This window comes from Halomonas sp. HK25 (assembly GCF_047795635.1).
GTDB lineage: Bacteria > Pseudomonadota > Gammaproteobacteria > Pseudomonadales > Halomonadaceae > Halomonas.
Genome location: NZ_CP181044.1, coordinates 819575 through 840414, shown reverse-complemented (window position 1 = coordinate 840414; position 20840 = coordinate 819575). Strand labels below are relative to the sequence as shown.

Here is a 20840-nt window from a genome sequence, read left to right as displayed (position 1 = left end):
CTCCATCGTGTGCCAGACCTGCGGCTGCGCCCTTCCCGACCACCTGCAGCACGCCTCGAATGAGCATGACGTCCACACCGTGGAGGTGCTCGAGGGCTTGAAGGCCCACAACGACGAGGCCGCGCGTAATAACCGCGAGCGCTTCGACCGCGCCGGGCTGCTGGTCGTCAACCTGATGTCCTCGCCCGGCGCCGGCAAGACCCGCCTGCTGGAAACCACCATCGAGGCGCTGGGTGGCCGCTACCGGCTGGCGGTGATCGAGGGCGACCTGGAAACCGAGAACGATGCCCGACGCATCCGCGCCAAGGGCGTGCCCGCGGTCCAGATCACCACCGGCAGCGCCTGCCACCTGGATGCCTCCATGGTGCATCGCGCGGCCCATGCGCTGCCGCTGGACGACCTCGACATCCTGTTCATCGAGAACGTCGGCAACCTGGTCTGCCCCGCGAGCTTCGATCTGGGCCAGCATGCCAATGTCACCCTGCTCTCCACCCCGGAGGGTGACGACAAACCGCTCAAGTACCCGGTGATGTTCCGCGGCAGCGACCTGGTGCTGGTCACCAAGACCGACCTGCTGCCGGTCCTCGACGACTTCGACGTCGAGGCCGTGTCGGACCACATGCGAAGGCTCGCCTGTGCCGCCCCGGTGATGGCGCTGAGCAGCAAGTCGGGCCCGCTCGATGCCTGGCTCGAGTGGCTCGAGGCCGGCCTCGCCGAACGGCGCCGGCTGCACTTCCGCCCGGCCCCATCGCCAGGCGGTTCGAGCCTGCTGACGCGCCCCTGCTTTCTCGGCCACCTGGCATCGCCTGACCCATGACGACCCCGACTCCCGGCGACTGGCTGTCGCGGATACGCGCCCTGCCCCGGCCCCCGTCGGGCCGTCTACGGATCATGAACGTCTGCGGCGGCCACGAGCGCACCATCACCCATGCCGGCCTGCGCAAGGTGTTGCCCGACTACCTGGAACTGATCCCCGGGCCGGGCTGCCCCGTCTGCGTCTGTCCCGAGGAGGATATCCATGCCGCGGTGGCCTTGAGCCTCAAGGACGACGTCATCGTCGTCACCTTCGGCGACATGGTGCGCGTGCCCTGCAATGCCCCGAAGCGGGAGCCCCGCTCCCTTCAGGCGGCCCGAGCCCTCGGCGGCCATGTGGTGCCGGTCGCGTGTCCCGGCGAGGTACTGGCCCTGGCCCGCCGGCATCCAGACCACCGAGTGGTCTTCTTCGCCGCCGGCTTCGAGACGACCACCGCCCCCCTCGCCGCCCTGTTCTCGCGAACGGACCTGCCGGACAACCTGCTGCTGCTGCTCAGTGCCCGCCAGACCTGGCCGGCCATCGCCCACCTGCTGGAGGATGGCCGGGCCGGCTTCGATGCGCTGATCGCCCCGGGGCATGTGGCCACGATCATGGGCGCCGAGCAGTGGCGCTTCGTGGCCGAGTCACACGAGCTGCCCACCGCCGTGGCGGGTTTCACCCCCGTCCTGATCCTGGAGGGCCTGCATGCGGTGCTCCGACAGGCACTCGACCAGGCCCCCAGGCTGGACAACGCCTATCCGCAGTGCGTCACCGCCGACGGCAACCGCCGGGCCCGCGAACTGATGGCCGCGACGTTCGACATCACCGCCGCCAACTGGCGTGGTATCGGCTCGCTTCCCGACTCGGGTTATGCCTGCACGGACGCCCTCGCCCACCGCGACGCCCGCCGACAGTTTCCCGAGGTGTTCGAGGCCGCCTATGCCCGCCGCGGCGAGATGCCGCCCGGCTGCGACTGCGCCGAGGTGGTGCTGGGGCGGATCCGACCGCCAGAGTGCCGGCTCTATGGCAGCGCCTGCCACCCGGATACCCCAGTGGGCCCATGCATGGTCTCCGAGGAAGGGGCCTGCCGGATCTGGTGGAGCCACGTCGTCCGCTCGTCGCAGGCGCCGCACACCCAACGGATCGTCGCCACCTCGGTCGACGCTGCCCCTAGTGAGACAGCCCCGATAGAGAAGGCCCCGGTCGAGCCAACGCCCGTGCTGGAAGCGCGACGCTGGCGGCTCGCCGGCGTCGTCCAGGGGGTGGGCTTTCGCCCCTTCGTCCAGCGCCTGGCCAGCCGGCTGGAACTCGCCGGCCAGGTGCGTAACCATGGCGGCGAGGTGGTGATCGAGGCCCAGGGGAGCGCCGACCGGCTGGCGACATTCGAGCGCGCCCTGCTCATTGATGCCCCGCGGCTGGCGCGCCCGCGCCTCGTTCGCCGCGAGACGATCGCGGTGAGGCAGATTCCTTCGTTCGTGATCCGGCCAAGCGATGATGATGACGAACACACCGGCCCGGTCCACCTGCCGCTGGATACCCCGGTCTGCCCGGCCTGTCTGGCGGAGATGCACGACCCGCAGGACCGCCACTACCGCTACCCCTTCACCCACTGCGACCAGTGCGGCCCGCGCTACAGCGTGATCAAACGGCTGCCCTACGATCGTGCGCGCACCAGCCTCAAGGCCTTCCCGCTCTGCCCCGCCTGCCGGCGGGAATACGAGGACCCTCTCGATCGACGCTTCCATGCCCAGTCGATCGGCTGCCCGCAGTGCGGGCCCCGCCTGAAGTTCAAACAGGGCGTCGTGCCGGGCGAGCGGACGCTGTCGGACCCGCGGGAGGCCCTCGAGGCCGCCATCGCGGCGCTGGCCGATGGCCGGATCGTGGCCGTCAAGGGGGTCGGCGGCTATCACCTGATGGCCGATGCCGGCAACCCGACGGCGCTGGCGACCCTTCGCGAGCGCAAGCATCGGCCGCACAAGCCGTTCGCCGTGATGGTCCCCTGGCAGGGCGAGGATGGCCTGGACGCCGTGCGCCGCCATGCCCGGCTGGACCCGGCAGCCGCCGAGGCCCTGCTCGCCGACGAGCGGCCGGTGGTGCTGCTCCCGCTGCACGCCGATCATGGCCTGGCGGAGGGGATTGCCCCCGGGCTCGACGAGGTCGGCGCCCTGCTGCCCTATGCGCCCCTGCACCACCTGTTGCTGGAGGCCCTGGGACGCCCGCTGGTCGCCACCTCGGCCAACCTCTCCGGCGAGCCCATCGTCACCGACCCCGCCACGGCCGAGCAGCGCCTCGCCCGGGTCGCCGACGCCTTCCTGCATCATGACCGCCCCATCCTGCAGCGCGTCGATGACGGCGTGCGGCGGCCCATCGCCGGCCGGGCGCGCCCCCTGCGCCTCGGGCGAGGCGCCGCCCCCCTGGAGCTCGAGCTGCCCTGGCCCCTGCCGCAGGCCGTGCTCGCCGTGGGCGCCCACCAGAAGGCCACGGTCTGCCTCGCCTGGGAGCAACGGCTGGTGCTGTCACCGCATATCGGCGACCTGTCGGACCTTGGCACCCAGCGGGCCTTCGCGCGCCAGATCGAGACCCTGTCGAGTCTCCATAGCGTTCGCCCGACGCAGGTCCTCCACGATGCCCACCCCGGCTATCACGGCACCCGCTGGGCCCGCGACAGCGGCCTGGCGTGCCTGGAAGTCGCCCACCACCACGCCCATGCCGCCGCCCTGTGCGGGGAACACGGCCGCTTCCGGGAGCCGACCCTGGTGTTCACCTGGGATGGCACCGGCCTGGGCCCGGACGGCACCCTGTGGGGCGGCGAGGCCCTGCTCGGCCGACCCGGTCGCTGGCAACGCCACGCCTCCTACGCGCCCTTTGACCTGCCCGGCGGCGAGGCGGCCATCCGGGAGCCCTGGCGCCTGGCCGTCACCCTGGCCTGGCAGAGCGGCCTCGCGACGCCGCAGGCTCCCGCGACCGACGACGAGCTGGCGCTGCTGCGGGGGGTCTGGGAGCGACGCATCAACACCCCGTCCTGCTCCTCCGTGGGCCGGCTCTTCGATGCCGCCGCGGCCCTGCTGCTGCCGATTCGCCGGATCAGCCACGAATCCGAGGCCGCCATGCGGCTGGAAGCCCTCGCCGACGGCGACGGTTGTGCCCTGGACCTGCCTCACCATCGCGACCCGACCGGGGTGCTACGCTGTGATTGGCGCCCGCTGATCCGACACCTCCATGACGCGCGTCTTGCCCCGACCCGACGCGCCGCGGACGTCCATGCCACCTTGGTCCAGGTGCTTCGCTGGCAGGCCGGGGCGGCCCGGGACAGCTCGGGCGTGACGACCCTTGGCCTGACCGGCGGCGTGTTCCAGAACCGGCGGCTGACCGAGGCGGCCGTGGCAGCCCTGGAGGAGGACGGCTTCAGGGTGCTGCTGCACCAGCGGCTGCCCTGCAACGACGCCGCCATCAGCGTCGGCCAGGTCATGGAGACCCTGGCCCGGCACGAGGAGGAGTGAATGACACAGCCTGCTCGGGACACGGCCACCATCACCCTGGCCCACGGCAACGGCGGGCGCCTCATGCGCCAGCTGATCGAATCGGTCTTCGTCCGCCACCTGGGCAACCGCTGGCTGGCCCCGCTCTCCGATGCCGCCGTGCTGCCCCCCGCCACGGACGACCAGGAGCTGGTCTTCACCAGTGACGGCGTCACCGTGCAGCCGCTGTTCTTCGCCGGGGGGGACATCGGCAGCCTCGCCGTGCACGGCACCGTCAACGACCTCGCCGTCGCCGGCGCCATGCCGCGCTACCTGAGCATCAACGCCTTCCTGGAGGAGGGATTGGCGCTGGAGCAGCTTGAGCGGATCGTCGAAAGCCTCGCCGCCGCAGCGCGGGCCTGCGATGTCCAGGTGGTGGCCGGCGATACCAAGGTGCTGCCGCGCGGCCTCTGTGGCGGGCTCTACTTCGGGGTCTCCGGGATCGGCATGCGCCCGCGCGGGCTGACGCTCGGCGCCGATGGCATCCGCCCCGGCGATGCGGTGCTGGTCAGCGGGCCGGTGGGGGACCATGGCATTGCCGTGATGCTGGCCCGCGAGGAGTTCGGCCTGAGCGGTACGCTGGCTTCCGACAGCGCCAGCGTGGTGCCCCTGACCCAGGCGCTGCTGACAATGCCCGGCCTGCGCTTCATGCGCGACCCGACCCGCGGCGGCCTGGCAACCGTGCTCCACGAGGTGATCCATTCCACGGGCCAGGGGGTGACCCTCGAGGAGGCGCGGCTGCCGATCCGCGGCAGCGTGCGCAGCGCCTGCGACATGCTGGGCTATGACCCCCTCTATATCGCCTGCGAAGGGCGCGTAGTCGCCATCGTGGCCGAGGACCAGGCCGACGAGGCCCTGCGCCGCTGGCAGTCGCTTCCGCAGGGGCGCGGAGCGCGGCGGATCGGCACGCTCGACCCGCACCACGACCGGCTGCTGCTGGTCAACGAGTGGGGCGGCGAGCGCCTCCTGCAGGAGCTCGAGGACGACCCCCTGCCGCGCATCTGCTGAGGCTCGGCGGCGTCGGCGCGCCGGCCACCTGACGACCTTTGAACGGGACATGGCACCATGAAGGTACAGCACTTTCTGGCAAGGGAGCACCTCCAGTCACTCCTCGACCGGCTGGTGGAGGCGGGCTATGAGGTCATCGGCCCCCGGGTGCGCGATCATGCCATCCTCTTCGAGCCCCTCTCGCGGGTGGAGCAGCTACCTCTGGGGATCACCGACGAGCAGGCCCCCGGCCACTACCGGCTCGAGCGCACCGATTCCGGACGCGTCTTCGACTGGGCCACGGGCCCCCAGGCGATCAAGCCCCTGACCTTCGCCCCGCGCGAGACGCTGTGGAGGAGCGAGCGACAGCCAGACGGCCGCCTGGTGTTCCGCGAACAGCCCCCCGAGGCCCAGCCGACGGCAGTCATCGGCGTGCGCGCCTGCGACCTCGCGGCGCTGGCGGTCCATGACCGTCATTTCCTGCATGACCCCCACCCGGACCCGCACTACCGCGAGCGACGCCGGAACCTCTTCCTGGTCGCCGTCAACTGCATGCGCTCGGCGGCCACCTGTTTCTGTACCGCTACCGGGGACGGCCCGCGGGTCCAGCACGGTTTCGACCTGGCGCTCTCCGAACTCGACGAGGGCTTCGTGGTGGAGGCCCACACCCAGCAGGGCCAGACCATTCTCGACGCCCTGGAGACCACGCCAGTGACCGGTGACCAGCTCGAGCGAGTGGAGGCGGGAATCGACCATGCCGCGCGCCAGCAGACGCGGGGGCTACCCGAGGGCTCGCTGCCGGAGATGCTGCAGGCGGCCGTCGACCATCCGCACTGGCAGAGCCTCAACGACCGCTGCCTAACCTGCGGCAACTGCACCGCGGTCTGCCCTACCTGCTTCTGCCAGACCCACGTCGACGAGCTCTCGCTGGATGGCGCGACCGCCACCCACGACCGGCAGTGGGGCAGCTGCTTCGACCCCGACCACAGCTACATCCATGGCAGCGTCATCCGCGCCGAGCGGCCCCAGCGCTACCGCCAGTGGCTGACCCACAAGTTCGGCACCTGGGTGGAGCAGTACGGCCGCAGCGGCTGTGTGGGCTGCGGCCGCTGCATCGCCTGGTGCCCGGTGGGCATCGACGTGACCGAGGAGCTGGCCTCGCTGTCTATAGCGCCCGACGCCGCGCCGGCCAAGGCGCCCGACGCCGCGCCCTCTCAGGCCCCCGATGGGGAGGACCAGCCATGACGAGCCCGCTGGTACCCTTTGAAGCCGAGGTGGTCGGCCGCAAGGACGAGACCCCGGACATGTTCAGCCTGCAGCTGCGCTTCACCGACCCCGAGGTGCAGGCCGCCTACCGCTTCGCGATGGGCCAGTTCAACATGCTCTGCCTGCCGGGCATGGGCGAGGTGCCGATCTCGATCGTCTCCGACCCCGACGAGCGGACGATGATCGACCACACCATCCGCAAGGTCGGATCAATTACCCGCAACCTCGGCCTGCTGCAGGTCGGCGACCGGCTCGGCCTGCGCGGCCCCTACGGTCGCGGCTGGCCGACGGAGGAGGCCGAGGGCACCGATCTGGTGATCGTCACCGGCGGGCTGGGCTGCGCCCCCTCGGTCTCGCTGATCGAGTACGTGCTGCAACGGCGGGGGCGCTACGGCCGCCTGCACATCATCCAGGGGGTCAAGCACTCCCACGACCTGATCTGGCGAGAACGTTACGACGCCTGGCGCCAGCACCCGGATGTCGAGGTCTACCTGACCGCCGACACCGGCGACACGCTATGGCCCTGGCACACCGGCCCGGTAACCCAGTTCTTCGACCGGATCGGCTTCGACCCGGCGCGCTGCTCGGTCTTCATCTGCGGGCCGGAGGGCATGATGCGGGCGGTGATCAAGGCGATGCGACAGCGCGAGGTGCCGGAAGAGCGGATCTGGCTGAGCATGGAGCGCAACATGCACTGCGCCATCGGCTCCTGCGGCCGCTGCCAGCTGGGGCCCAAGTTCGTGTGCCGCGACGGCCCGGTCTTCACCTGCCGGGAACTGGCGCCCTACCTGTCACACAGGGGGATCTGACCATGACCACCGGAACCCACCGCGCGCGCATCGCCGTGCACAAGTTCAGCTCCTGCGACGGCTGCCAGCTGGCCTTCCTCAACCTGGGCGAGCCCCTGCTGGCCCTGGCCGAGAGCGTCGACATCCTGCATTTCGCCGAGGCCGGCCCGATCGACGAGGAGGCCGAGGTCGACATCGCCTTCGTCGAGGGCAGCGTGGCCACATCGCAGGACGCCGCGCGACTGCGCGGCATCCGCGAGCGCAGTCGCTTCCTGGTCACCATCGGCGCCTGCGCCACCGCCGGCGGCATCCAGGCGCTGCGCAACCTCCACGACGCCGACGCATGGGTGTCCGGGGTCTATGCCCAGCCCGAGCATATCGACCTGCTCGCCGACTCGACCCCGATTGCCGAGAGCGTCACGGTCGACCTGGAGCTCTGGGGCTGCCCGGTCAGCGGCGAACAGGTGCTCGGCGCCACCAAGGCGCTGCTGGCCGGCCACCTGCCCCGGGTCGACCACAGCGCGGTGTGCATGGAGTGCAAGCGCCAGCAGGCGGTGTGCGTCATGGTCGCCCAGGGCCAGCCCTGCATGGGACCGGTCACCAGCACCGGCTGCGGCGCGATCTGCCCCCGCTGGCAGCGTGACTGCTACGCCTGCTACGGGCCCGCCGTGCAGGCCAACGTCTCGGCACTGGCCACCCACCTGGCCGATACTGGCATGCGGTTCGACGAGGTCGCCCGACGCCTGCTGTTCATCAACGGCCATGCCGAGCCGTTCCGGAGTGAGGGCCTGGACTGGCAGGCACGGGTCATAACGCGTCAGGGCAGCAAGGAGGAGCAGGGATGAGTCACGACACGCGAACCGGCGAGATCCATGTGCCCATCCTGGCAAGGGTCGAGGGCGAGGGCGCCCTGGACATCCGCATCGAGGCCGGCCGAATCGAGGCGCTGACGCTGCGGATCTTCGAGCCGCCCCGGCTGTTCGAGAAGCTGCTCGAGGGGCGCAGCACCCAGGACGTGATCGACAGCGTGGCCCGGATCTGCGGCATCTGCCCCGTGGCCTACCAGATGAGTGCGGTGGCGGCGATCGAGTCGATCCTCGGCGTCACGCCCAGCCCTTGGGTGGAGATGATGCGTCGGGTGATGTACTGCGGCGAGTGGCTGCAGAGCCACAGCCTGCACATCCACCTGCTGGCCACCCCCGACTTCCTCGGCTACGACAGCGCCCCGGCGATGGCCCGGGACCACCCGGACGAGGTGCGCCGTGGCCTGCGGCTCCAGGGGCTCGGCAACGAGATCATCCGCACCTTCGGCGGCCGCTCGGTGCATCCCGTCGGCATCTGCCCGGGCGGCTTCTTTCGTGCCCCCGATGCCGCGACCATGCAGGCCCTGCGTCAGCGCCTGGCGACAGGCCTCGAGGAGGCCCGCGCGCTGATCGCCTGGACGGCCGGGCTGCCGCTTCCCGAGGACGACCAGGACTTCGTCTCGGTCTCGCTGCGCCATCCTCGCGACTACCCCATCACCGCCGGCCGGATCGTCTCCGACCAGGGGCTCGACATCGCCCCGGCCGACTTCGAACAGCACTTCCGCGAGTTCCAGGTCCCCCACTCGACCGCGCTGCACGCCCAGCTCGACGGCCACCCCTATCTGGTCGGGCCGCTGGCTCGGCTCAACAACAACCTCGACCGACTGCCCGATAACCTGCGACAGCTGCTCGACGACAGCGGCGTGCACTTCCCCAGCCGCAACATGTTCCACAGCATCGTCGCCCGGGCGGTGGAGATGCATGTCGCCCTGGGCGAGGCGCTGCGCCTCACCGAGGACTACGACCCCGCCGCCGAGCCCCATGTCGAGGCGCCTGCCCGTGCCGGGGTCGGCGTCGGCTGCACCGAGGCCCCCCGCGGCATCCTCTGGCATCGTTATGCGCTCGACGGTGAGGCCCGGGTCGTCGAGGCCCGGATCGTCCCCCCGACCAGCCAGAACCAGGCGCGGATGGAGGTGGACCTCGCGGCGAGCCTGACGCGCCTCGGCCTGGAGCGCGACGACGACGCCCTGCGACTGCACGGCGAGATGGTGATCCGCAACTACGACCCCTGCATCTCCTGCGCCACCCACTTCCTGGACTTCAATGTCTTGCGAAAAAATGTCTTGCGAAAATAAGCCACGCGGGAATGACCCGGGCGTGGCCGAGCCGGGCATTGCCAGGCAGGACGGGGCCGCTGGCCGACCCGGAGGCCATGCCTATCTCTTCGGGCTCGGCTCGCCCCATGGCGGGGACCGCCTCGGCTGGCTCGTCGCCGAGTGGTTGGGCGATACGCTTCGCGAGCGCGATGACATCACGGTCGCGCGACTCGACCAGCCCGTCGACCTCTTCCTGCACGCGGTGACGCCACGCGACCGCCTGCTGCTGGTCGATGCCATGCGGGGCCAGGGGCCGCCCGGCACCCTCAAGGTCTTTGCGCCGGCGGAGCTCCCCGAGGCCGCCGCGCGGCTGTCATCACACGGACTCGACCTGGCGAGTACCCTGGCGCTGGTCGAGGCGCTGGGGCTTTTCCGGGCGGGCATCCGCATCATCGGCATCGAGATGCCTGGCCCCGACATGACGGCACCCAAGCTCGACGAGGCGCAGGTCCGGCGACTGCACGCGGTGGTCCTGGGCTGGCTCGACGCCGGCTAGCCGCCGACCCGCGACAGCGCTCAGGGGCGGCGGGCGACCGGCATCGCGTCCGGGCCGCCCGCCTCGGCCAGCCGCTCCACGGGCAGCGGTCCGTGGGCCTTGACGGTCTGAATGGCGAAGTTGTTGCGGATGTCGGTGACGCCGGGCAGCCTCAACAGGGTGCCGGTCAGGAAGCCCTCGTAGGCCGCCAGGTCCGGCACCACCACCTGCAGCGCTGGTTCGCCGGCAGCCCCCTCAAAGAGAAGCTCCAGCGGTAGACCTTCGGCTCACTGCTGATCGGCTTAGGCCTGCGCCTGGCCGCCTGAGCCCCATGCGCCCCATGCGCCCCATGCGCCCTGCGTCAAGACGCCGCCCTTATCACTCGGTGGCATCAACCGACCCTATGCCATAGTGGATGGACGATTTCCGATCCAAGGAGAGCCCGATGCAGCAACGTGAGGTCGATATCGCCATCATCGGCGCCGGCAGTGCCGGCCTGAGCGCCTGGCACGCTGCCCGCCAGCACAGCGACAGCGTGGTGCTGATCGAGGGCGGCGAGTACGGCACCACCTGCGCCCGGGTGGGCTGCATGCCCTCCAAGCTCTTGATCGCCGCCGCCGAGGCGGCCCATCAGGCCCGCGACGCCGGCGGCTTCGGCATCCGGGTGAGCGGCATCGAGGTGGACGGCGCGGCGGTGATGGCGCGGGTCAAACAGGAGCGCGACGGCTTCGTGGGGCGGGTGTTCAAGTCGATGCGGCGCATTCCCGAAGCAGACCGCATCACAGGCCACGCCCCAACGTCGACCGGCTGGACCTGGAGAACGCCGGCCTGTCGATGGACGACAAGGGCGTGCCGCGCTTCAACCGCTTCACCCTGCAGTGCCACAACGCCGACGACGGCCCAGCCATGTGTTCATCGCCGGCGACGCCAATCAGGCGCTGCCGCTGCTCCACGAGGCCAACAGCGAGGGGCGCATCGCCGGCGACAACGCCGGGCGCTTCCCCGAGCTGCGTGCGGCTCGGCGCAACGTGCCGCTGGCCATCGTCTTCACCGAGCCGCAGATGGCCACCGTGGGGGAAAGCTATGCCGAGCTGGAGGCGCGCCTGGGCGGCTGCGACTGCCTGGCCGTGGGCGAGGCCTCCTTCGAGGACCAGGGGCGTGCCGTGGTGATGCGCCAGAACCGCGGCCTGATGCTCCAGATCGTTTTCCGCCCCGCTGCTCACCTCCCCGAAGACGATCGACTCGGCCAGCCGGCCGCCGAACATCACCGTGAGGCGGTCGTGCAGATAGGACTCGTTATAGTTGACGCGCTCCTCGTCGGGCACCTGGGTGGTGACGCCCAGGGTGCGCCCCCGGGGCAGTACCGTGACCTTCTCCAGCCGGTCGGCGTGGGGCAGCAGGTGGGGTAGTGGTGAAGGCGCTGGGTGCCCTCCAGGTAATGGAACATCACCAGGATCACGAAGGCCATCCACACGAACAACAGCCACTGCTGGCGGGGGGTGCCAGTGCCGGCACTGCCGTCGCCGCCGGGCGGGGTACCGGCAGGCTCGGGGGGTGGCGCATCGGGTCGAGGGACTTGGGGAGCAGCCATGGCGGCCTCCGCAAGGGGCGTCATTACCACCCTGGCCCCGTCGCCACCGGCTGGCAAGTGCCGGGGCATGGGCGCCCCTCCTCGGCTATGCCATAGTGAAGGCAGCCCCTTTTCAGCGAGCCACGCCACCCGCGCAGGAGAGCGCCATGCGGCGATCGACCGCCCTCCGCCTTCATCTTTTCCGCCGCCCCAGGCTCGCCCTTCTCGCCCGTCTGGCGGGCATCGGCCTGCTGCTCACCGGGCTGCTGCTCGGCCAGGCCGCCGCGTCGCCACTGGCGCGCCCCACCCTGGGCCTGGCGCTGGGCTCGGGGGGCGCCAACGGGCTGGCTCATATCGCCGTGCTGCAGGTCCTCGACGAGCTCGATATCGTCCCGGACCGCATCGCCGGCACCAGCATCGGCGCGGTGATCGGCGGTCTCTATGCGGCGGGGCTCTCCGCGGACGAGATCCTCGACATCTTCGACGACGTGGCGGGCTCGCCCTTGGACGCCCTCTCCGGGCTCGCCGGCCTGGACCTGGACCTGGTCGACCTGATGCACATCGGCCTGAACGACGGCGGACTGTTCGACTCCAGCGGCTTCCTGCGCTTCCTGGCCGGGCATACCGAGGCGCGCACCTTCGACGACCTGGCGATTCCGCTCTCGGTGGTGGCCACCGACTACTGGAGCGGCGACAGCGTGGTGATCGAGGAGGGGCCACTCTTTCCGGCCATCGAGGCGAGCCTGGCGGTGCCCGGTCTGTTCTCGCCGGTGCCCCGTGGCGACCAGCTGCTGATCGACGGCGGCACCTCCAACCCGCTGCCTTACGACCTGCTGCTGGACGAGATGGGCCTGGTGATCGCCGTGGACGTCACCGGCAGCCGCCAGTCTGCGGATGATGGCCCCCCCGGGGTCACGGACATCCTGTTCAACAGCTTCAAGATCATGCAGGAATCGCTGATCCGCCAGGCACTGGCACACCGACGCCCACACCTCTACCTGAAGCCGGAGGCCGCGGGCGTGCGCCTGCTGCACTTCAACCGCATCCACGAGATCCTCGCCCAGGCCAAGCCGGTGGCGGACGAGCTGCGCGATCAGCTGACGATCTGGCTGGCGATCCAGGCCGACGCCGATGCCATCCCCTGAGCCGGTTGGCGCTATGCTCAAGGGGCTAACCACGAACGACCCTCAGGAGGGCGCGCGATGGCCGACACCACGTCACGGCTGACATCCCTCAAGGCACGGATCATCGAGCTGGCCGACATGGCCGGCAGCAACAGGGAGGGAGAGGCCCGCGCCCTGGCCGCCGAGCTGACCGGCGAGCTCGATCGGCTCATGGCAGAGCCCCCGCGGCAGACCGACAGCAAGGCGAGTCAGCTCAGCCCGCCGCCCCGAGCCCCTCGCGACGAGGTCGAGCGCTGCCCTGTGTGCACCCTGCGCAGCTACCACTACCAGCGGGGAACCATTCGCGAGAGCGAGTACGGCGGCCATGAGGCCTTCTACCGCTGCGGCAGCTGCGCCCACGAGGGGTGGCGGGAGATAACGTGATGCCAGCTGGAGGCGCGCCCATGCCCATACGACACGCCAAGACGACCCTGACCACTCTCAGCCTGGCCGGCCTGCTGCTCGCCGGCTGCGGCGAGGAGCCCCCCCGTCTCGCCACGCCCGAGGAGAGCGGCATCCTGAAGGTCGCCACCCGCAACGCGGCCACGACCTGGTACCTGGATCGCGACGAGGCCCCCGCCGGCCCCGAGCACGACCTGGTCAGTCACTTTGCTGAAGCGCGAGGCTGGCAGGTCGAGTGGGCGGTTCACGACGCCGTCGCCGATGTGCTCCAGGCTCTGGAGTCCGGTGAAGTCCACATGGCCGCCGCCGGCCTGACCCACCTGCCCTCCCGCGAGGCGCGTTTTCTGACGGGACCCGCACACACCACGATCGTCGAGCAGCTAGTCTGCCACCGCGAGGCGCGCCCGCTGCCGCGCAGCGTGGAGCAGATGGCCGAGGTGGAGATCCGCGTCACGGCGGACTCCAGCTATGCCGACAAGCTCGACTCGCTGGTCAACGATCACAGCGGCATCACCTTCGAGGAGGACCCGCGCACCACCGAGATACTGCTGGCCGCCGTGGCCGAGCAGGAGGCCGGCTGCACCCTGGCCGATTCCAACATCGTGCAGGTGGTACGACGCCACTACCCCGTCCTGGAGGTCGCCTTGAACCTGACCAGCGGCGATTGGCTGGGCTGGTACCTGGCCGCCGACCAGAAGGCCCTGGCCGAGCAGGCCCATGACTGGCGCAGCACCGCCGAGGCGGAAGCGGCGATCGAGATGGTGGAGAACCGCTACTACGGCTATATCGACGAGTTCGATTTCGTCGACCTGCGGGCGCTCAACCGGCGCATCGACGAGCGGTTACCCGACTTCCTGGAGTTCTTCCTCATGGCGGAGAGCTCCACCGGCATTCCCGCCGACCTGCTGGCCGCACTGTCCTACCAGGAGTCCCACTGGAACCCCCAAGCGGTTTCGCCCACCGGCGTGCGCGGCATCATGATGCTGACCCGCAACACCGCCGAGTCGCTGGGGGTATCGGACCGCCTGGACCCGACCCAGGCGATCGACGCCGGAGCGCGCTACCTGGCCGACCGCCACCAGCGGCTGCCCGAGGAGATCCCCGAGCCCGATCGCACCTACCTGGCCCTGGCCAGCTACAACATCGGCCGCGGCCACGTGCTGGACGCCCGCGAACTGGCCCGGAAACTCGGCAAGAATCCGGACTCCTGGGACGACATGCAGGAGGTGCTGCCGCTCAAGGCAGACAAGCGCTACTACCCCGAGACCCGCTACGGCTACGCTCGCGGCTACGAGCCGGTGCACTTCGTGCAGCGCATCCGCCACTATCGTGACGTGATCGGCGTGGCGCTGGTGGCAACCGAGACGCCGCCCCCGGCGCCCTGAGTCGCCGCCGGGAGGGTGTCTTGAGGTCCTTCCCGGCCTGTCAGGCCCCGCAGAAGGGCCCGAACTGATAGAAACGCCGGCACTGGAACTCGGCCTCGCAGCTGGCCAGCTGCGCCTGGTAGCGGCCGGCACGGGATGCCACCTGGCTAGCCGCCCGCTGCACGGCGGGCTTGCCTCGGTAACTGCCGCGCCGATAGCCGCCGGCCCCCTCATGGTAGGCCAGATAGAGGTGCTGCGGGTTGTTGAGCGAGATACCGGCCTGCCGCTGAGTGCGCGCGTTGTACCAGCCGATGAAGTCGGTGGCATGCTTCATGTGGCTGCGACGGGCCAGTGTGCCGCCGGCCTCGCCGCGATACTCCCCCCACACCGGATCCAGGGCCTGGGCATAGCCCCGCGCCGAGGAAGGCCTCGGCCCCGGAATGAACCCCAGGTAGCGCTTGCGAGGCGGACGCACGTGACTCTGGAAGGAGGACTCCTGCTGAATGAAGGCCATCTGGGTGGCGACGGGCGTGCCCCAGCGCTCCTCGGAGTCCTGGGCGTAGTCGTACCAGCGCGGCTGCTCGCGGAAGATCTCGCAGAGGTTGCTCTGGTCCGGCGGCGGCGACGGTGCCATGACGGCACAGCCGCCGAGCAGGCCCAGCGCTCCCGCAGCCAGGCCGGCATGGAGAAGACGACGCAGCCGCCCCTCGACCCCGCCCGTCCCGCGCCAGCTCAACCCGCGCCCGTCAGGCCAGGGCCGCACGCAGCTTCTCGGCAGCGGCCGCAAGATCAGCCGGTTCGGCCATGGGCAGGTCCAGGAACTGGATATCGCTCATCTCGTCGAGTGGGGTCAGGTGAATGTGCACGTGTGGCACCTCCAGCCCCACCAACAGCATGCCGACACGCTGGCAGGGGAAGGCGCGTTTGATCGCCTTGGCCACCCGCCGGGAGACGCTCATCAGGTGAGCGTAGAGCGGCTCGGGGAGATCATCCCAGTGATCGACCTCCTCGCGGGGTATCACCAACACATGACCGGGCTTCATCGGCTGAATGGTCATGATGACCACGCACTGATCGTCCTCGTGGACGAAATGGCCGGGGATCTCTCCCTGCATGATACGAGTAAAGATGCTTGCCACGGGCGCTCTCCTGGCGGTGTGGACGCAACGCCACCCCGCAGGAACTGCAGTGGCGGCACGAAACCGTTATGCTGAGGACGCAACACCCCTCAGTACGGAGCAGAATACACGATCGATCATTCATTCCAAGCCAGCACGGAGGTTCACATGAAGGTCTACAAACCTGAATGGCGGTGCACGTTTAGCGTAAACGAGGGCGCGGATGAATCGGCCAGCTGGAAGGAACGAATTGCCTGGCAGCTGCGCGAGTTCGCCGACCGGCTCGACGGCGGCGGCAGAACCCTGAAGATCGACTGCGACGTCTCACCCGCAGTGAGCCGGGACGAGATAGATACCTGCATGGGCAAGGGCTTTGCCGTGACCCAGAACCTGCTCACTCAGCTGGCCCAACAGGCTGCCTGTGAGGACGTCATGCGCAATGCCAAGGCCGAACTGTTCGCGGAAGAGGCATACCAACGGCACTGACACGCACCGTCGCAGCCGCGTGACATCCCCACGCCCCATCCGGTAGACCGGATGGGGCGTCTTCATTGGGGGTCTGCCGGATGCACCCGGCGACGCGGCATGCCATCCTTGGTCCTTCGCTCGCCACTGGTCGTGACGCCATGCCGCTTGCCATCAGCCTGATTGCCCCCTCCTCCTTCACCCCTGAAGACGCCATCGAGCGGGGAGTCCGCGGGCTCGAGTCCCTGGGTGTGACGGTGCGACGGCCTGCACCGCTTCAGCGACGAACCCGCTATCTGGCGGGCGATCGAGAGTGGCGCCTGGCCCAACTCCACGCTGCCCACGAAGATCCCGATACCCAGGCGGTGTGGGCGGTGCGCGGCGGATTCGGCTGCGCGCAGTTGGCGGAGGACATCGACTGGGCGCGACTGGCACACCGCCCCAAGCCGCTGATCGGCTACTCCGACCTCACCGCCCTGCTCCACCAGTGCCACCTCCGCGGACTGCCGGCGATCCACGGCCCGGTGGTCAAGGCCGCCAGCCTACTGCTCGAAGGCCCCGAGGAGGAACGCAACATCATTCACACCCAGTTCGAGGAAACTCTCGATCTGATCCGCGGCCCGGCGCGCCTCGACTATCCCCTTGCTGCCTGGGGCCAGGCCCCGACGCGACTGGGGGGCCCGCTGGTAGGCGGCAATCTCGTCACCCTGGCCAGCCTCGCCGGCACCCCGCTGGCCTTCCGCGCACCGCCCGGCGCCCTGGTGATCCTCGAGGACGTCGGCGAGCCCTACTACCGCCTGGAACGCGCCCTCTGGCAGCTGGTGCAGGCCGGCGCCCTGGACCAGGCCGGCGCCGTCTGCCTGGGCACCTTCGAGGGGTGTCGTGCCTTTGATGCCACGCCGCTGGAGGCGATCATCGCCGAGACCCTGGCCCCTCTGGGAGTGCCGCTCTACCACGGCCTGCCGGTGGGCCACGGCCTGCGCAACCGCCCCTGGCGCTATGGCGCCACTGGCGTCATCGAAGGCTCTTGCCTGACGGCAATGGGGTGAAAGGGGGGCGCTTCCCGGGGCCTCGTAGCCTGACGGCTAACGCTCCATTAGATGATTGTCGCCATCTTGCGCCGAACTTCGGCGATCTTCAGCCAGGGGTTGCCGCTTACCTCAGGGGCGGTTACCATGCAAGCCTTGTGACCCTTATTGCATCGCAGCATACGCATCCCGCACCACGAGAACCCTGAGGTAACCCTATGGGAACCCGATCGAAACTGCTACTTGCCTGCTACCTGTCAGGCGCGTTGACCCTCGGTACCCAGGCGGCCATGGCCCATGAGGCCGAGACCCAGGAAGGCATCGCATCCTTCTATCACGACAAGTTTCATGGCCGAACCACCGCCAGCGGCGAGCCCTTCGACCAGAACCAGATGACCGCCGCACACCCCGACCTGCCCTTCGGCACCGAGGTGGTGGTGACCCGTCCGGATACCGGGCGCGAGGTCACGGTGGTGATCAACGACCGCGGCCCCTTCGTGAAGGGGCGCGTCATTGATCTTTCCAAACGCGCCGCCCGTGAGCTCGGCATTCTCAATCGCGGCCTGGCGCCGGTGATCATCACCGCCATCAACTGAGACCGGCCTAGTCCGCGTTTGCGGAGTCAAGCTTGTCCTGGGTACCGGTCTCGAAGTCGCTGGCATCGTGACGCTCACGGAGCTGCATCTCTGGCTCCCCGAAGGTGCGGTTGACCATGCGCCCGCGCAGAACCGCCGGCCGAGCGTCGATCTCCCCAGCCCAGCGCCGCACGTTCCGATACTCCTGCACCTGAAGAAACTCCCCGGCGTCATAGAGCCGACCCAGCGCCAGTTGGCCATACCAGGGCCAGTTGGCGATGTCGGCAATGGTGTACAGCTCTCCCCCAAGATACCGACTCTTGGCCAGGCGGCGGTCCAGCACGTCGAGCTGACGCTTGGCCTCCATGGCAAAACGATTGACGGGGTATTCGAACGACTCCGGCGCATAGGCATAGAAGTGGCCGAAGCCGCCCCCCAGGAAGGGCGCGCTGCCCATCTGCCAGAACAGCCAGTTGAGGGTCTCGGTGCGAGCAGCATGCTCACCCGGCAAGAATTCGCCGAATTTTTCGGCAAGATAGAGCAGGATCGCGCCCGACTCGAACACGCGAGTGGGCGGCGCGGTGGTATGATCCATCAGCGCCGGGATCTTGGAGTTGGGATTGACTTCGACGAAGCCGCTGCCGAACTGATCACCGTCGCCGATGCGGATCAACCAGGCGTCATACTCGGCGTCGGCGTGGCCCAGCGCCAGCAGTTCCTCGAGCATCACCGTGACCTTGACCCCGTTGGGCGTGCCCATGGAATAGAGCTGCAGCGGATGCTTGCCGACCGGCAGCACCGCATCATGGGTGGGACCGGCGATAGGCCGGTTGATGCTGGCGAACTTGCCGCCGCTGGGCTGCTCCCACTGCCAGACCCGGGGCGGAACGTAGGCGTCCTGATCGCTCATGATGACTCCTCAGCGAATGAATACTCATCGCGCACCATACCCTGCCACGCCAGCCGCTTCGAGCCCCGGCCACTCAACGCCGGCCGGCCGTAAACGCAGACAGCCGCCCTTGGGCGGCTGTCTGCGGCAAGTGTTTTCCTGATTACGTATATGGCTCAGCCAGCTTCAGGAGCCGGTAAGGCATCGGCGGTGTTCTGGCCGCCACCGTCAGAAAGCGCGGAATCATGGCCGTGAGGTCATAGCGCCGATTGAAGCGGTACTCGAACTCAGCCAGATAGCGCGGCACATGTTGTCCACGGATGGCATGGTAGCTGCCGGTGATGGCGTTCTTGACGTTGCCCAGCACGGTGTTGACCCAGTTGAAGGCGGGGATCTGCGCACTGGCACGGCCACCGCCAGTGATGAAGCGCTCATGGGTGTAGGCCGGGGTATCGAAGACCCGGAAACACCCCAGGCCATCGCTGACCACCCGACTGCCAGGCGCGATGGCGACCTGGGCATAGCGCCTCACCTCGGCGCGGGTAAAGCCGCTTACGCGACGCAGCTGGACGCGCTGGGGATGGCCCTCCTCATCGGTCTGCACCGCGGCGACGAACGGGAACTTGTGCTCAGCGCCGCGCCCGCGCTTTCCCGGCCGTTCACCGCCGAGGTAGGCATCATCGATCTCGATGCGTCCGGTGAGCGTCTCGCCCTGGTTGCGCTCATGCATGACCTGCAGCAGCTTGTGCTTGAGCTTCCAGGCGGTGTTGTAGCTGACGCCGAGCTCGCGGGACAGCTGCAGCGCCGAGAGGCCATTCTTGCGTTGGGTCAGCAGGTAGATGGCCAGAAACCAGGTGGTGAGCGGCAGGTGCGTGGCGTGGAAGATGGTCCCGGCAGTCAGCGAGGTCTGATGGTGGCAGTGATGGCACTGGTACACCCCGCGCGCGAGTTGGCAGCCGGTGGTGTTGCCGCAGTCGGGGCAAACAAACCCCGTGGGCCAGCGATGCTGAAACAGGGCCGCACGGCACTGCGCTTCGGTGCCGTACTGGTCGAGAAATGCCGGCAATGACAGACCGGACTGGAACTGGATAGGATTGCGAGCCATGACGGTATCTCCTGAGAAACCCTTACCTTTCAGCATAGTCCAGGCCCCGCCAGCGTAGCTGTACAAAGTGCGTAATCAGGAGTGTTTTTGACCTGTCTCTTCTGTCCGTTTCTTCCAACAAGCGACAGGCTGGTACCGGCGGTCGGACTCGAACCGACAAGAGGTTGCCCCCGGCGGATTTTGAATCCGTTTTTCGACAATACAAGGCCGCGCTTGCTACGGGCATTTATCGATAAATCAATCGCTTGAAAATTTCCACTGGTTACACCGTCGGCATGGATTCGCTGCAATCTGCGACCACAGAACGCCAGCGTCTGCAGCGAACGCTCGTCCGCTGCGTAGGCGACGGATCTGCATCGCAGGTCATTTTCACAAGGGATCTACGACCAAGGAACCAGGAGCACAACCAACACGGCGTGAAAGAGTTATCGTCAAATCTGGTGGATGGCGGTCAGGCCGCATTCCTGTCTGATTGATCGGTTACCTGCTCCCCATCCCGAAACTCGACGTTGCTGACGACCAGCTCCAACTTCTGGAAGTGCTTGATACGCCGCCATCGCTTCTGGGCGCTCTGGAGCAGCTTGAAGACCATCACCAGGGTCGTCGCCCGGGAGCCGCAGTTTCGGCTGCGCTTGGTCCTCAGGCGGACTGTGGCGAAGGTCGACTCGATCGGGTTGGTGGTGCGGATATGTACCCAGTGCTCTGCCGGGGAGTCGTAGAACGCCAGCAGCTCTTCCCGATCCTTTTCCAGGCACTCCATCGCCTTGGGGTACTTGGCCTCGAAGCGTTTCAGGGTGCGATCGAAAGCCTTGTGCGCCCCATCGCGGGTCTCTGCCATCCAGATGTCATGGAGGTCGCCCTTGACCTTGGGCTGCACGGACTTCGGCAGCTTGTGCAGCACGTTAGCCGTCTTGTGAACCTTATGCCGACGTCGGCATAAGGTTCATTATGCCGGCCTCCGGATTATGCCGATGTTGCGTGGCTCGACCTTGCCTGGGACGGAGATCGAGCTCGTGAGGTCGGCATAATCCAGGCGATTCTTCTCCTTCCTAACAACCGTGGAAGGAGAAACCTCGATGTCCAACCCATCACAGGTCCGCATGACCGGGCCACTCACACCCTATGCCGAGGGCTTCGCTGCCGAGTTGGCCTGTA

The 20840-nt window shown here is 68.6% G+C and carries 20 protein-coding genes and 2 pseudogenes; 15 read left to right on the top strand and 7 right to left on the bottom strand.

Annotated features, from left to right (window positions below; all coding sequences use genetic code 11):
* Positions 1-7: 7 nt before the first annotated feature.
* The 8 genes from hypB to ACM26W_RS04100 are packed head-to-tail and all read left to right on the top strand — an operon-like array spanning position 8 to position 10027.
* A complete protein-coding gene (gene hypB / locus ACM26W_RS04135) occupies positions 8-817 on the top strand; it encodes a hydrogenase nickel incorporation protein HypB (RefSeq protein WP_416139598.1) in 810 nt (269 codons plus the stop codon).
* Positions 814-4293, top strand: a complete 3480-nt coding sequence (gene hypF / locus ACM26W_RS04130; RefSeq protein ID WP_416139597.1) for a carbamoyltransferase HypF — start codon at positions 814-816, stop codon at positions 4291-4293. Before hypB ends, hypF begins: the two co-directional genes overlap by 4 nt.
* Entirely contained in the window at positions 4294-5319 is a 1026-nt protein-coding gene (hypE, locus tag ACM26W_RS04125; protein ID WP_416139596.1) for a hydrogenase expression/formation protein HypE, read from the top strand. It begins immediately after the preceding gene.
* A gap of 57 nt (positions 5320-5376) precedes the next feature.
* Entirely contained in the window at positions 5377-6543 is a 1167-nt protein-coding gene (locus ACM26W_RS04120; protein WP_416139595.1) for a 4Fe-4S dicluster domain-containing protein, read from the top strand.
* Complete coding sequence (locus ACM26W_RS04115) at positions 6540-7373, top strand: FAD/NAD(P)-binding protein (protein WP_416139594.1); 834 nt, start codon at positions 6540-6542, stop codon at positions 7371-7373. Before ACM26W_RS04120 ends, ACM26W_RS04115 begins: the two co-directional genes overlap by 4 nt.
* 2 nt (positions 7374-7375) lie before the next feature.
* Positions 7376-8197, top strand: coding sequence for a sulfhydrogenase subunit delta (locus tag ACM26W_RS04110; RefSeq protein ID WP_416139593.1), 822 nt, complete (start codon positions 7376-7378; stop codon positions 8195-8197).
* The gene (locus ACM26W_RS04105; protein ID WP_416139592.1) at positions 8194-9510 is read left to right on the top strand and encodes a Ni/Fe hydrogenase subunit alpha; all 1317 of its coding nucleotides are present in this window, start codon (positions 8194-8196) and stop codon (positions 9508-9510) included. The genes ACM26W_RS04110 and ACM26W_RS04105 overlap by 4 nt, the downstream gene beginning before the upstream one ends.
* The gene (locus ACM26W_RS04100) at positions 9494-10027 is read left to right on the top strand and encodes a hydrogenase maturation protease (protein WP_416139591.1); all 534 of its coding nucleotides are present in this window, start codon (positions 9494-9496) and stop codon (positions 10025-10027) included. Before ACM26W_RS04105 ends, ACM26W_RS04100 begins: the two co-directional genes overlap by 17 nt.
* 20 nt (positions 10028-10047) lie before the next feature.
* Here the strand turns inward: ACM26W_RS04100 and ACM26W_RS04095 are convergent, their stop codons facing one another.
* Complete coding sequence (locus ACM26W_RS04095) at positions 10048-10227, bottom strand: hypothetical protein (RefSeq protein WP_416139590.1); 180 nt, start codon at positions 10225-10227, stop codon at positions 10048-10050.
* A 194-nt stretch (positions 10228-10421) separates the two neighbouring features.
* On the opposite strand from ACM26W_RS04095, the pseudogene ACM26W_RS04090 reads away from it, so the two are divergent.
* Positions 10422-10640 (top strand): annotated as a pseudogene (locus ACM26W_RS04090) (FAD-dependent oxidoreductase); the annotation flags it as partial.
* Between the two features lie 145 nt (positions 10641-10785).
* Here the strand turns inward: ACM26W_RS04090 and ACM26W_RS04085 are convergent.
* Positions 10786-11478: a hypothetical protein gene (locus ACM26W_RS04085; RefSeq protein WP_416139589.1), complete on the bottom strand. Its 693-nt coding sequence runs from the start codon at positions 11476-11478 to the stop codon at positions 10786-10788.
* A 265-nt stretch (positions 11479-11743) separates the two neighbouring features.
* On the opposite strand from ACM26W_RS04085, the gene ACM26W_RS04080 reads away from it, so the two are divergent.
* From ACM26W_RS04080 to mltF, 3 genes are read left to right on the top strand one after another with little or no spacing between them, the layout of a single operon-like run.
* On the top strand, positions 11744-12721 hold the full coding sequence (locus tag ACM26W_RS04080) for a patatin-like phospholipase family protein (protein ID WP_416139588.1): 978 nt from the start codon (positions 11744-11746) through the stop codon (positions 12719-12721).
* A gap of 57 nt (positions 12722-12778) precedes the next feature.
* Complete coding sequence (locus tag ACM26W_RS04075; RefSeq protein ID WP_416139587.1) at positions 12779-13123, top strand: hypothetical protein; 345 nt, start codon at positions 12779-12781, stop codon at positions 13121-13123.
* 20 nt (positions 13124-13143) lie between these two features.
* Positions 13144-14526 carry a membrane-bound lytic murein transglycosylase MltF gene (gene mltF, locus ACM26W_RS04070; RefSeq protein ID WP_416139586.1) on the top strand — a complete coding sequence of 461 codons (1383 nt, stop codon included), beginning with the start codon at positions 13144-13146 and terminating at the stop codon, positions 14524-14526.
* 40 nt (positions 14527-14566) lie between these two features.
* Here the strand turns inward: mltF and ACM26W_RS04065 are convergent, their stop codons facing one another.
* Both ACM26W_RS04065 and ACM26W_RS04060 read right to left on the bottom strand, forming a co-directional pair.
* A complete protein-coding gene (locus ACM26W_RS04065) occupies positions 14567-15205 on the bottom strand; it encodes a lysozyme-like domain containing protein (protein ID WP_416140810.1) in 639 nt (212 codons plus the stop codon).
* A 46-nt stretch (positions 15206-15251) separates the two neighbouring features.
* A complete protein-coding gene (locus ACM26W_RS04060) occupies positions 15252-15644 on the bottom strand; it encodes an HIT family protein (protein ID WP_416139585.1) in 393 nt (130 codons plus the stop codon).
* Between the two features lie 147 nt (positions 15645-15791).
* Between ACM26W_RS04060 and ACM26W_RS04055 the strand changes: the two genes are divergently transcribed.
* The 3 genes from ACM26W_RS04055 (at position 15792) to ACM26W_RS04045 (ending at position 17712) form a co-directional block, all read left to right on the top strand.
* Positions 15792-16109, top strand: a complete 318-nt coding sequence (locus ACM26W_RS04055) for a hypothetical protein (protein WP_416139584.1) — start codon at positions 15792-15794, stop codon at positions 16107-16109.
* Between the two features lie 140 nt (positions 16110-16249).
* Positions 16250-17137, top strand: a complete 888-nt coding sequence (locus ACM26W_RS04050) for a S66 peptidase family protein (protein ID WP_416139583.1) — start codon at positions 16250-16252, stop codon at positions 17135-17137.
* Between the two features lie 269 nt (positions 17138-17406).
* A complete protein-coding gene (locus ACM26W_RS04045) occupies positions 17407-17712 on the top strand; it encodes a septal ring lytic transglycosylase RlpA family protein (RefSeq protein ID WP_416140809.1) in 306 nt (101 codons plus the stop codon).
* Between the two features lie 7 nt (positions 17713-17719).
* Here the strand turns inward: ACM26W_RS04045 and yghU are convergent, their stop codons facing one another.
* The 3 genes and pseudogenes from yghU to ACM26W_RS04030 all read right to left on the bottom strand — a co-directional run.
* Entirely contained in the window at positions 17720-18601 is an 882-nt protein-coding gene (gene yghU, locus ACM26W_RS04040) for a glutathione-dependent disulfide-bond oxidoreductase (protein WP_416139582.1), read from the bottom strand.
* Between the two features lie 142 nt (positions 18602-18743).
* Positions 18744-19685 (bottom strand): IS1595 family transposase, encoded by a 942-nt coding sequence (locus tag ACM26W_RS04035; protein WP_416137616.1) that lies wholly within the window; start codon positions 19683-19685, stop codon positions 18744-18746.
* 451 nt (positions 19686-20136) lie between these two features.
* Positions 20137-20604, bottom strand: a pseudogene (locus ACM26W_RS04030) (transposase); the annotation flags it as partial.
* Positions 20605-20840: the final 236 nt, after the last annotated feature.

Coding starts and splice junctions, on each gene's coding strand:
- hypF (WP_416139597.1), top strand. CDS start 814: ATGACGACCCCGACTCCCGGCGACTGGCTGTCGCGGATACGCGCCCTG.
- hypE (WP_416139596.1), top strand. CDS start 4,294: ATGACACAGCCTGCTCGGGACACGGCCACCATCACCCTGGCCCACGGC.
- ACM26W_RS04120 (WP_416139595.1), top strand. CDS start 5,377: ATGAAGGTACAGCACTTTCTGGCAAGGGAGCACCTCCAGTCACTCCTC.
- ACM26W_RS04115 (WP_416139594.1), top strand. CDS start 6,540: ATGACGAGCCCGCTGGTACCCTTTGAAGCCGAGGTGGTCGGCCGCAAG.
- ACM26W_RS04110 (WP_416139593.1), top strand. CDS start 7,376: ATGACCACCGGAACCCACCGCGCGCGCATCGCCGTGCACAAGTTCAGC.
- ACM26W_RS04105 (WP_416139592.1), top strand. CDS start 8,194: ATGAGTCACGACACGCGAACCGGCGAGATCCATGTGCCCATCCTGGCA.
- ACM26W_RS04100 (WP_416139591.1), top strand. CDS start 9,494: ATGTCTTGCGAAAATAAGCCACGCGGGAATGACCCGGGCGTGGCCGAG.
- ACM26W_RS04080 (WP_416139588.1), top strand. CDS start 11,744: ATGCGGCGATCGACCGCCCTCCGCCTTCATCTTTTCCGCCGCCCCAGG.
- ACM26W_RS04075 (WP_416139587.1), top strand. CDS start 12,779: ATGGCCGACACCACGTCACGGCTGACATCCCTCAAGGCACGGATCATC.
- mltF (WP_416139586.1), top strand. CDS start 13,144: ATGCCCATACGACACGCCAAGACGACCCTGACCACTCTCAGCCTGGCC.
- ACM26W_RS04055 (WP_416139584.1), top strand. CDS start 15,792: ATGAAGGTCTACAAACCTGAATGGCGGTGCACGTTTAGCGTAAACGAG.
- ACM26W_RS04050 (WP_416139583.1), top strand. CDS start 16,250: ATGCCGCTTGCCATCAGCCTGATTGCCCCCTCCTCCTTCACCCCTGAA.
- ACM26W_RS04045 (WP_416140809.1), top strand. CDS start 17,407: ATGGCCCATGAGGCCGAGACCCAGGAAGGCATCGCATCCTTCTATCAC.
- yghU (WP_416139582.1), bottom strand. CDS start 18,601: ATGAGCGATCAGGACGCCTACGTTCCGCCCCGGGTCTGGCAGTGGGAG.
- ACM26W_RS04035 (WP_416137616.1), bottom strand. CDS start 19,685: ATGGCTCGCAATCCTATCCAGTTCCAGTCCGGTCTGTCATTGCCGGCA.